Origin of the sequence: Roseovarius gaetbuli, assembly GCF_900172365.1 — a bacterium.
Lineage (GTDB): Bacteria > Pseudomonadota > Alphaproteobacteria > Rhodobacterales > Rhodobacteraceae > Roseovarius > Roseovarius gaetbuli.
This window is the reverse complement of record NZ_FWFJ01000003.1, coordinates 35200-45731: the sequence shown is the minus strand read 5'-3', so window position 1 is coordinate 45731 and position 10532 is coordinate 35200. Positions and strand designations below refer to the sequence as shown.

Genomic DNA, 10532 nt, shown 5'->3' with positions numbered 1-10532 from the left:
CGCAAAGTTAAGGTAAATGGTAGGCCCGGAGGGACTCGAACCCCCAACCAAAGCGTTATGAGCGCTCTGCTCTAACCAATTGAGCTACAGGCCCGACCTGAGTGCCGTGGTAAAAGCTGGCGCGCGGGGCGTCAAGGCTTTCACATTGCGAAGCCGTGGCCGATGGTCTAACCGGGGCAAAGCGAAAGACGGAGCACAGTCATGACCGATAAGAAGACGGGTATAACCTACGCCGATGCCGGTGTTGATATTGATGCGGGCAACGCGCTTGTCGAGCGGATCAAACCCGCCGCCAAACGCACGGTGCGCCCGGGCGTGATGTCGGGCCTTGGCGGGTTCGGCGGGCTGTTTGACCTCAAGGCGGCCGGGTACGATGACCCGATCCTCGTGGCTGCCACCGATGGGGTCGGCACCAAGCTTCGGATTGCGATTGATACCGGGCATGTGGATGGCGTCGGCGTCGATCTTGTGGCGATGTGCGTCAATGACCTGATCTGTCAGGGGGCAGAGCCGCTGTTCTTTCTCGACTACTTTGCCACCGGCAAGCTTGAGCTTGATCAGGCCGCGCGCATCATCGAAGGGATCGCGCGGGGCTGCGAAGGCTCGGGCTGTGCCTTGATCGGCGGCGAGACCGCGGAAATGCCGGGAATGTACCCCAAGGGCGATTTCGATCTTGCCGGTTTTGCCGTCGGCGCGATGGAGCGTGGCCAGGACCTGCCGCGCGATATTGCCGAGGGTGATGTTTTGTTGGGGCTGGCCAGCGATGGCGTGCATTCCAACGGTTATAGCCTTGTGCGCCGCATCGTCGAGATGTCTGGCCTTGGCTGGGGCGATGACTGCCCCTGGGCGACGGGCAGCCTTGGCGCGGCCCTGCTGACGCCGACACGGCTTTATGTGCGCTCGGTTCTGGGCGCGATGAAGCAGGGCGGGGTCAAGGGCATGGCTCATATCACCGGCGGTGGCGTGACCGAGAACCTGCCGCGCGTTCTGCCCGAAGGGCTTGCGGCGACGGTTGATCTTGGATCGTGGGATTTGCCGCCCGTGTTCCGCTGGCTCGCCGAAACCGGCGGCATGGCCGAGGGCGAATTACTCAAGACCTTCAACTCTGGCCTTGGCATGATTGTGGTCGCCGACCCGGCGCGCGCGTCCGAGGTTAAGGCGGCGCTTGAAGCTGCAGGAGAAACCGTGTCCGAGATCGGCCATGTCACGCGGGGTGATGGAACGGTGAGCTACACAGGCGTCCTGCTGTGAGCAAACGCGTCGCGATCTTTCTCTCCGGTGGTGGCTCGAACATGCGCAGCCTTGTCGCCGACATGACCGGCGATCACCCGGCGCGCCCGGCGCTTGTGCTCTCGAATCGCGCCGATGCCGGCGGGATTGACTGGGCCAAAGGGCAGGGGATTGCGACCGAAGTGGTCGATCACCGCCCGTTCAAAGGGGATCGCGCCGCATTCGAGGCCGAGATCGCCGCGCGGCTTGAGCCCTATGCGATCGACCTGATTTGCCTTGCGGGGTTCATGCGGGTTCTGACGGCGGGGTTTGTCGGACCCTGGCAGGGGAAGATGCTCAACATCCACCCCTCGCTTTTGCCGAAATATCGCGGTTTGCATACCCATGCCCGCGCGCTTGAGGCGGGCGAGACCGAGGCCGGATGTACCGTGCATGAGGTCACCGCAGAGCTTGACGAGGGCCCCATTCTTGGACAGGCGCGCGTGCCGGTTCTGGCTGACGACACCCCCGATACGCTGGCCGCACGGGTTCTGGCGCAGGAACATATTCTCTATCCGGCCGTCTTAAGACGCTTTGCAGCGGGTGACCGCACCCCGATTTTCTTGCCCTGATTGTAACGTTGCGGCGGGGGCATTCCATTTCGCCGCGATCTGACCTATACCGCGCCCGGACAACCGCAGGGCATATATAAAAGAGCAAGAGCACCCGGTATGAAAACCATCACCACGACCGAAGATCTGGCCAGCTATTGCGCCATGGCCGCGAAGCACGATTATGTCACCGTCGACACAGAGTTTTTGCGCGAGCGCACCTATTATTCCAAGCTTTGCCTTGTGCAGCTCGCGGTGCAGAGCAATGAGGCCGATAGCGCCGTTCTGGTCGATCCGCTGGTCGAGGGCCTGTCGCTTGAGCCGCTTTATGACCTGTTTCGCGATACCTCGGTGGTCAAGGTGTTTCACGCCGCGCGTCAGGACCTTGAGATTTTCTTTGTCGATGCCGGGGTGATTCCCGATCCGCTGTTTGACAGTCAGGTCGCGGCGATGGTCTGTGGCTTTGGCGAGCAGGCCGGATACGAGACGCTGGTGCGCAAAATCTGCAAGCTGCCGGTCGATAAGACCTCGCGCTTTACCGATTGGTCGCGCCGTCCGCTGAGCGACGCGCAAAAAACTTATGCCTTGGCCGATGTGACCCATCTGCGCGATGTTTACGAATATCTGGCCAAAAAGCTTCAGACCTCGGGGCGTGACAAATGGGTTGCAGAAGAGTTGCGGGTGCTGACCAATCCGAGCACCTATCGGGTTGATCCCGAAGAGGCGTGGAAGCGGATCAAGACGCGCAATTCTTCGGGCAAATTTTTGTCGGTGGTGCGCGAACTGGCGCGCTATCGCGAAGAGTATGCCCAATCGCGCGATGTGCCGCGCAGCCGGGTTTATAAGGATGATGCCCTGGTCGAGCTGGCCTCGACCAAACCCGCAACGCTTCAGGACCTTGGCCGCTCGCGTCTTTTGATGCGCGAGGGCCGCAAGGGTGAGATTGCCGATGGTATTCTGGCCGCGGTCAAGGCCGGGTTGGAGTGCCCGCCCGAAAAGGCCCCGAAAGTGGATGCCAGCAATGACAAGTTGCAGGTGAATCCGGCGCTGGCCGATCTGTTGCGGGTGTTGCTCAAGGCCAAGACCGAAGATTACGGGGTGGCTTCAAAGCTGATTGCTTCGGCGGCTGACCTTGACCTGATGGCGGCGGGCAAGCGCGATGTGGCGGCCTTGCAGGGCTGGCGGCTTGATGTGTTTGGCCGCGATGCCATGCGCCTCTGCGATGGCGAGATCGCTCTGGCCGTCAAGGGCCAGTCGATCGAGGTTGTCGACCTTTAACCCACTCTGAAGATGACGTGATCAGCCTGCCTTAGCGGGTGCTGCGGCGTTCGTTGCGCGCGCCGGTCACGACGATGGTGCGCGCCTCTGCCAAGGTCTGGGTCGAGATGAACTCGGCCGCATGCAAGGTGCGCGCCACTGCCGGGCCTTGGGGCGTGTTATCTGGTTGCAACGCCATCAATTTATAGCTCAGCACGCCATTCACCGGCTCGCCTTTGCTGTCAGAGACAAGGCGTACATCGAAAGCGCCCTGACGGGTGCTAAGGCCGGTCACGCGGATGATCGCGCCATCGCGTGTGCGTTCGATCCGAAGGTCAGTGATCTGATCCACCGGCGTGCCGTCATAGACCTCGGTCTTGTTGCGGCGGAAGATGCTTTCTTCCTTGACCGGGATAAGCGGGTTCACGGTTTCACTTGGGCCCGCAGCCACCGGACGGGATACGCTTTTGCCAAACCAGTTCGCCGGATTGACCCGCGAGTCGCGCAGACCGCCACAGCCCGCAAGAACCATCGAAGAAACCATTGTGAGTGCTAGAAGGATGCGCATCAGTACCGCCTTTGACATCTTTTACCTCGGTTACCCTATCCGGGCTGGCTTGAAAAGGTGCAAGCTGGGGCTGGACGTTGATCAATGCGGCACTTAGGTCATGGGGCAAGCAAGAAGGAGCATGCGATGGCCACCGAAACCTTTGAAGAGATTGTCGCCGATTTCGAGTTTCTCGAGGATTGGGAAGACCGCTATCGTTATGTCATCGACTATGGCAAGGCGATGCCGGGGCTTGATGAGGCGCTCAAGGTGCCCGCCACCAAGGTCGATGGCTGCGCCAGCCAAGTCTGGCTGCATCCGCGCATCGAGGCGGGGCAGTTCAGTTTTGAGGGCGATAGTGATGCGATGATCGTGCGCGGTTTGATCGCGGTACTGCGCGCGCTTTACAATGGGCTGCCGGTGGCCGAGGTGGTCAAGGTCGACGCGCCCGCAGAGCTTGGGCGGCTTGGGTTGAATGATCATTTGTCGGCGCAGCGCTCGAACGGGCTTCGCGCGATGATCGAACGCATCCGCCTTGTGGCGGGCGAGGCGGGTTGAGTCGGCGTGATCCAGCGGAGCGCCTTTGGCGCACAGGATTGGTTTGATGAGGGGTTTCACCCCTCAAACTCCCCAGAGTTTTTGTGGAACGGTGAATTAGATCAGTGTTTTGCGGCTTGATGCTCAAGTGATTTCTCAAGGTCGCCATAGCCGGTAAAGCGGTATTCAAACGTGAGGCCAAGGCGATCGGCGCAGGCGCGTGCCTTTTCGACAAGGGCCGGATCATCGGTTTGCGCCTGATAGATCAGCGTCGTGTAATTGCCAAAAATCATGTCGCGCAATTCGGGGTGGCGATCAAGGCCCATGGGTTTCCAGACGAAGGCGTCGAACTGGCGGACCAGGAAATCGGTCAGGAAAAACGCCCGCATGTCATCATCACCGCGGGCCGCGAAGGAATCATTGCCCTCGAAGAAAGAATAGCAATGCGGCCCCTCAACCATCTCGACGCCGAGGGCGGCGCATTTGGCTTGAAGCTGGCCTCCGGTGCCACAATCGGCGTAGACCACGAAGATATGATCGTAAGCCAAGCGGTTTTTTTCGACCGACTCTGTAACCGCCTCGGTGATTTTCTCGGGGTAGAGGTGCAATTTGGCGGGCAGGCAGGTCAGATCCATATGATTCCAGCCATTGAGCCGTTTCAGCGTCAGGATTTCATGAGCCAGGGCTCCGCAGGCAATCAGCAGGATACGCCCGCCATCGCGCGCCTCAAGGCCGCTATGGGTCAGGGTATCATCGTTTGGCAGATCGGTCATTGGCTCTCCGTTACGAAAAACGGCCCGCGAGGGACGCGGGCCGTGAAGCTTGAAATCAGACGTTCAGCTTAGCCTGCGGCCAGTTTGTTGTGCTTGCGCGCCATGAAATCCTTGGCGGTTTCGACGGCCACGGCGGCGTCGCGGCAATAGGCATCGGCGCCAATGGCCTTGCCGAATTCTTCGTTCAGCGGCGCGCCGCCGACCAGAACCACGTAATCGTCGCGCTTGCCCTGCTCGATCAGCGTGTCGATCACCACTTTCATGTAGGGCATCGTGGTGGTCAAAAGCGCCGACATGCCCAGGATATCGGGGGCTTCGGTTTCCAGCGCCTCGAGGTATTTTTCAACCGGGTTGTTGATGCCGAGATCGACGACCTCGAATCCGGCGCCTTCCATCATCATCGACACCAGGTTCTTGCCGATGTCGTGAATGTCGCCCTTGACCGTGCCGATCACCATCTTGCCGACGCGCGGCGCGCCGGTTTCGGCCAGAAGCGGCTTGAGGATGGCCATGCCGCCCTTCATCGCGTTGGCGGCCAAAAGTACTTCGGGGACGAACAGGATGCCGTCGCGGAAGTCTTTGCCAACGATGGTCATGCCGCCGACAAGCGCTTCGGTCAGCACCTGGTAGGGCTGCCAGCCACGTTCAAGAAGGATGTTCACGCCTTCCTCGATCTCTTCTTTGAGACCATCATAAAGGTCGTCAAACATCTGCTGAACAAGCTCTTCGTTGTCCAGTTCCGACAGGATGATGTCGTCTTCTTGATCAGACATTTCGGGAATCCTTGATTGCTGTGCGCGATTGGCACTGAGTGTTGGTGTCTTATGCAGCTTTCGACAATTTGTCGCGGGTCCACTTTCCGGAATGCGACACTGACCGCACTGCAACCGACTTATAGCAACGAATTGCGGTGCAACCCACTGCAAACTTGTCATGAACTATATAAGTTCGTTGCATTTGTTCCCCGTATGTTCCATGGATGCTCCATGGGTGAGAGTGAAACGATACCTCCTGATTTGCGGATCAGGGCACGCGGGGCGCGCAGCAATGCAGCCGGGCGGTATGAGGCAACCGAAACCCGCTATGAGCCGGATGGATGGGCGCAGGCGGTGGGCGGGCAAGCCTTGACCACCCATGTCACAGAGGAGATGGCGCGGCGGATCATAACCTATAACCGCTCGCCTGATCTTCCGTTTGACCGGTCCATCAATCCTTATCGCGGGTGCGAGCATGGCTGTATTTATTGCTTTGCGCGTCCGACCCATGCCTGGCTTGGGCTGTCGCCGGGGTTGGATTTCGAAACCCGGCTGGTTGCGCGGCCCAATGCGGCGGATCTGCTGGATGCAGAGTTGCGCCACCCGCGTTATGTGCCGCAACCGATGGCGATCGGCACCAACACCGATCCCTATCAGCCAATCGAGCGAGACCGCGAGATCATGCGCGCCTGTCTAACGGTGTTGCAGCGGTTCCGGCATCCGGTGGCGATTGTGACCAAGGGCACGCTGATTGAGCGTGATCTTGATATTCTGACGGATATGGCCGCGCAGGGGCTGGTGCGGGTTGGTATTTCGGTGACCTCGCTTGATGCGGATCTTGCGCGCAAGCTTGAGCCGCGCGCGCCGTCGCCCGCACGCCGATTGGCCACGATTCGCGCGCTTCGTGGCGCGGGTGTGCCGGTGCGTATCATGACTTCGCCGGTTATTCCGGGGCTGACGGATCACGAGATCGAGGCCTTGCTTGGTGCCGCTCGCGAGGCGGGGGCTGACGCGGCGAGCTGGATCATGCTGCGCTTGCCGCTTGAGGTGGCGCCGCTCTTTAAGGACTGGTTACAGGAACATTACCCTGACCGCGTGAACAGGGTGATGAACCGCGTGCGCGAAATGCATGGCGGCAAGGACTATGAGGCCGATTGGGGCCGACGCATGCGTGGTAGCGGGGTCTATGCGCGCCTTATCGCGCGCCGGTTCGAGGCGGCGGCGGCGCGGCTTGGGTTGAATCGGGATCAGCCGGAGCTACGCACGGATTTGTTTGATCGCCCATTCGAACGGGGCGATCAAATGTCGCTTTTCGGGTGACGCTCTTCAGGCCTGACAGCCTGCCTCGCGAGGCGCGCATGTAAGGGCGCTAAGAGCCTGACGGTTATGCCCGGCGGCGGCGGTTGCGGCGCGGCTCGGGCGTGTCGTCGCCGGTGCCATCGGCAGCCGAGGAAAACGCCCCAAGCGCACCGGTGATCTGATCCAGCGTCGGGCGTTCGCCACGCGGGCGGGTTTCCAGCGCCTCGCGCATTTTCGACAGATGCTCGGGCATGGTACCACAGCAGCCGCCAATGATCGTCGCGCCCGCATCGCGCGCAAGAATCGCATATTCGGCCATCAGTTCGGGCGTGCCGTCATAATGGATATGCCCGTCGTGGTATTTCGGGATGCCGGCATTGCCCTTGGCAATAATCGGGCGCTCGCTGCCCTGGGCGACAAAGCCAAGCACGGTGCGCAGCAGGTCCGACGCGCCAACCCCGCAATTGGCGCCATAGGCCAGCGGCGGATTGCCAAGCTTGTCGACCATCGTGGCCATATCGGCCGAGGTCAGGCCCATCATCGTGCGCCCGGCGGTGTCAAAGCTCATCGTGCCACACCAAGGCATATTGGCCAGTTTGAACGCTTCGGCGGCGGCCTTGTATTCTTCGGGTGCGGAAATCGTTTCGAGCCAGAGCACATCGGCGCCGCCTTCTTTCAGGCCCTCGGCCTGCTCGTGAAAGATTTCCACCGCAAGTTCATGGGTCAGAGCGCCCATCGGGGCCATGATTTCACCGGTGGGGCCAACAGAGCCGGCCACAATCACCGGGCGGTCGTAGCGATCGGCGACCTCGCGGCCAATCTCGGCGGAAATGCGCGACAACTCGCGCGCACGTTTGGCCGCGCCGTGCAACTTGAGTCGCGCGGCATTGCCGCCAAAAGAGTTGGTCAGGAAAAGATCACTCCCGGCGTCGACCGCCTGTTTGTACAAAAGCTCGATCCGGTCCGGATGCTGATCGTTCCACATCTCGGGTGCATCCCCGGATTCCAGCCCCATGTTGAAAAGATTGGTCCCGGTGGCACCATCGGCGAGAATCCAGTCGCGTGCAGCCAGCATCTTGGAAAAGGCATTTGTCATCGGTTTGTCCTGAACTGAGTGTAGCGCGTTTCCTTTCATATATGCCGACTTGAATCAAACTCATTTTCTTCATGACAATTGTGAGGTTGGCTCCGATTGGGGCGGTTGATCACGCGGCTGAGATCGGCAAGCCCAAGCGCCAGGGCGGGCCAACTTTTGGCATGGGCATAAAGCGGCTGATACCGCGGGGCGAAGCTGGCCTTGAATTGGGCGAGGCCGGTGGCGCCCGAGTGATGGGAAATCCGGCGCGCGATCAGGCGGGGCAGGGTGGCGCGCGCCGTCGTCAGGCAGGGCTGTGCCGCCAGCGACACCCGCGAAAGCCCATCGGCGCGGGCCTCGGTCAGGGCCTTGGTAACCAGCATGTGCATGCACCCCGAGGGGGCCTTTGCCGCGGATCGCATCAGGTCAAGACAGCGTTCGTGATGTGAGGAATGAAAACTTGCAAAGCCCACAAGCGTATCGTTTTGCCACGCAAGGTAAACATGGTGCCGAAGCAGGTAATCAGGACAGAACTGCCCCATCGACAGACCCCGCGCGCCGCCATTGAGCGCCTGCCATTCGGCGTCAAGGCGCGCCATTTCTGCCTGGGGCAGGGCGGCGGCCCGGGTTACCTTGATTCCTGCCTCGCCCGCCTGGCGCAGTTTGCGCCGCAACTGGCGAAATTTGCGCCCTTGAAGGTGAAATTTTTGCGGATCAATCACCGCCTCATCGGCGATGTGAAGTGTGGCCATACCCGCCCGGCGCAGGGTCGCCGCCCCGCGCGGCGTTGTTTTGTAGATCAGCGCCACCTTGTTGCGCCGCCTCGCAAGGGCAAGCAGGCCGGGAAGGCCCGCCGCCGCCGCCCCGCGAATGGGGTCGAACATCGCGGTTTCGGTTTGCGCCGTCGAGACGATGGCGAGCCGAGTTTGCCCCGCGCTCAACAGGCGCGCGCCGTTTTGCAGGCAAACCCCAAGCTCGGCGCGGCTGATGTCCTGCGGCAGGTCGCGAATGGGCTCTAGCCCTGATCGGACTGGCGGCGTGGTATTGGCCTCGCCCCAATAAAGAAACCATGCGGCGATCAGGGCCGGCAGGGCATAATAGATCAGGCGAAAGGCGAGAATGCCTGCCATGATCTCTGGCGCGGCCCCCTCAGGCAAAAGCCCGAGTGCCGTGAGTTCGTACGGCCCGACACCGCCGGGCGTTCCGGTGACAAGCGCCGCCGTCAGCGCGGCCAGATAGACCGGAAACAGCAGGGCAAACCCGATATCAAGGCCCGTGGGCAGCAGCACATAAAGCGCAAGCGCGGCGGCTGTGGTATCAAGCAGGGTGAGGGCGGTTATCTTGCACAATGCGGGCAGTGACGGAAGCGTCACCTGGCGGCCAAAAATCCGAATCCGAGGATGAAGAAAGGCCAGTAAGGCAAAGGAAAGAATTAATAATATCAGGCCGATGCAGAATGCGGCAGGCATGAACCGGGGCGTCAAAAGCAGCCCCGAAAGCCCAGAAACCGCCGCAAGCCCGGCGAAGAACGAGAGCGCCACCGTTAGGGACAGCTTGCTGGTCTCGATCAGGGACAGGCCCGGCAAAAGCCGCCATCGCACAAGCGCGCCGGTGACCACGCCCATGCCCATAACCTGGCCAAGTGCAATTGCGGCGGCGCCGACGCGGGCGGCATGGGCGGGGCGCAGCCGGTGCGCAAATGCCGGTGCACCACCACGTCATAGCGCCCGAGCGCCCAAAAACTAAGCCCGGTGGCCAGCATCGCCATGATCCATTGCGCGGGTCCGAGCCCCAGGATCGCACTGCCGATCTGCGATAGACTATTGGCGTCGAACCGATGCGCGATAGCCCAGAGGCACAGCCCCCCGATCACAAGCGGCACAATCTGCTTTGATGCGGGAAATACCCATTGCCTGACGACTGCAATGCCCCTGCGCAAATCCAATACCCCTGTTTACTCACCACCAATCGTTAGATTAGGGGCAGGGACTTAGCCGGGGCTTAACGTTTAAATATGTAACGAAAAAAGGCGCACCCGTTTAAGGCGCGCCTTGCAAATCCCGAAGAGGAGAACCCTCTTAGATTTCTTTCATCAGCTGATCTTTGGCGATCTTGAGCAATTCGTGCATCTTGCTGCGGATCGTGTCGGCATCGGCGATATCGCCCAGATCACCGGCAACCTTGCGCACCACGTCTTCGTGGCCGGCCTCTTCGAAGTCGGCCTTGACGACCTCTTTGGCATAGACATCGGCGTCATCACCGGTTTTGCCCAGAAGCTCAGCCGCCCAAAGGCCCAAAAGCTTGTTGCGGCGGGCCTCGGCGCGGAATTTCATTTCCTCGTCATGGGCAAATTTGTTTTCAAACGCGTTTTCGCGATCATCGAATGTGGTCATAGGTCCATTCCCCATCAGCCAAGGATTAATGTCTACCAAGATATGCAATTCTGTGCGTCAAAGGGCAAGGGGCCAA

12 protein-coding genes and 1 tRNA gene are annotated in these 10532 nt (G+C 60.6%); 5 read left to right on the top strand and 8 right to left on the bottom strand.

Annotated elements, in window-relative coordinates; all coding sequences use genetic code 11:
• Window positions 1–17 precede the first annotated feature (17 nt).
• Window positions 18–94 (bottom strand) — tRNA-Ile (locus ROG8370_RS02420).
• A 107-nt stretch (window positions 95–201) separates the two neighbouring features.
• Between ROG8370_RS02420 and purM the strand changes: the two genes are divergently transcribed.
• From purM to rnd, 3 genes are all read left to right on the top strand, one after another.
• Entirely contained in the window at window positions 202–1251 is a 1050-nt protein-coding gene (purM, locus tag ROG8370_RS02415; protein ID WP_085825496.1) for a phosphoribosylformylglycinamidine cyclo-ligase, read from the top strand.
• Complete coding sequence (purN, locus tag ROG8370_RS02410) at window positions 1248–1841, top strand: phosphoribosylglycinamide formyltransferase (protein ID WP_085825495.1); 594 nt, start codon at window positions 1248–1250, stop codon at window positions 1839–1841. The genes purM and purN overlap by 4 nt, the downstream gene beginning before the upstream one ends.
• A 99-nt stretch (window positions 1842–1940) precedes the next feature.
• Window positions 1941–3098 carry a ribonuclease D gene (gene rnd / locus ROG8370_RS02405; protein WP_085825494.1) on the top strand — a complete coding sequence of 386 codons (1158 nt, stop codon included), beginning with the start codon at window positions 1941–1943 and terminating at the stop codon, window positions 3096–3098.
• A 31-nt stretch (window positions 3099–3129) separates the two neighbouring features.
• On the opposite strand, the gene ROG8370_RS02400 is transcribed toward rnd, so the two are convergent.
• Window positions 3130–3645 carry a hypothetical protein gene (locus tag ROG8370_RS02400; protein ID WP_085825618.1) on the bottom strand — a complete coding sequence of 172 codons (516 nt, stop codon included), beginning with the start codon at window positions 3643–3645 and terminating at the stop codon, window positions 3130–3132.
• 126 nt (window positions 3646–3771) lie between these two features.
• On the opposite strand from ROG8370_RS02400, the gene ROG8370_RS02395 reads away from it, so the two are divergent.
• On the top strand, window positions 3772–4182 hold the full coding sequence (locus tag ROG8370_RS02395) for a SufE family protein (protein WP_085825493.1): 411 nt from the start codon (window positions 3772–3774) through the stop codon (window positions 4180–4182).
• 101 nt (window positions 4183–4283) lie between these two features.
• Here ROG8370_RS02395 and ROG8370_RS02390 read toward each other — a convergent pair whose 3' ends face one another.
• Both ROG8370_RS02390 and ROG8370_RS02385 read right to left on the bottom strand, forming a co-directional pair.
• Window positions 4284–4934: a DUF1638 domain-containing protein gene (locus ROG8370_RS02390; RefSeq protein WP_085825492.1), complete on the bottom strand. Its 651-nt coding sequence runs from the start codon at window positions 4932–4934 to the stop codon at window positions 4284–4286.
• A gap of 68 nt (window positions 4935–5002) precedes the next feature.
• Window positions 5003–5707: a cobalamin B12-binding domain-containing protein gene (locus tag ROG8370_RS02385; RefSeq protein ID WP_085825491.1), complete on the bottom strand. Its 705-nt coding sequence runs from the start codon at window positions 5705–5707 to the stop codon at window positions 5003–5005.
• A gap of 213 nt (window positions 5708–5920) precedes the next feature.
• Here ROG8370_RS02385 and ROG8370_RS02380 point away from each other — a divergent pair, with 213 nt between their 5' ends.
• Complete coding sequence (locus ROG8370_RS02380; RefSeq protein ID WP_085825490.1) at window positions 5921–7009, top strand: PA0069 family radical SAM protein; 1089 nt, start codon at window positions 5921–5923, stop codon at window positions 7007–7009.
• Window positions 7010–7073: 64 nt separating this feature from the next.
• Here ROG8370_RS02380 and bmt read toward each other — a convergent pair whose 3' ends face one another.
• From bmt to ROG8370_RS02365, 4 genes are all read right to left on the bottom strand, one after another.
• Complete coding sequence (bmt, locus tag ROG8370_RS02375; RefSeq protein ID WP_085825617.1) at window positions 7074–8084, bottom strand: betaine--homocysteine S-methyltransferase; 1011 nt, start codon at window positions 8082–8084, stop codon at window positions 7074–7076.
• Between the two features lie 35 nt (window positions 8085–8119).
• The gene (locus tag ROG8370_RS02370; RefSeq protein ID WP_170925162.1) at window positions 8120–9688 is read right to left on the bottom strand and encodes a phosphatidylglycerol lysyltransferase domain-containing protein; all 1569 of its coding nucleotides are present in this window, start codon (window positions 9686–9688) and stop codon (window positions 8120–8122) included.
• The gene (locus ROG8370_RS20020) at window positions 9631–10002 is read right to left on the bottom strand and encodes a hypothetical protein (RefSeq protein WP_139838020.1); all 372 of its coding nucleotides are present in this window, start codon (window positions 10000–10002) and stop codon (window positions 9631–9633) included. The genes ROG8370_RS02370 and ROG8370_RS20020 overlap by 58 nt, the downstream gene beginning before the upstream one ends.
• Window positions 10003–10141: 139 nt before the next feature.
• Window positions 10142–10456, bottom strand: coding sequence for a DUF1476 domain-containing protein (locus tag ROG8370_RS02365; protein ID WP_085825488.1), 315 nt, complete (start codon window positions 10454–10456; stop codon window positions 10142–10144).
• Window positions 10457–10532: the final 76 nt, after the last annotated feature.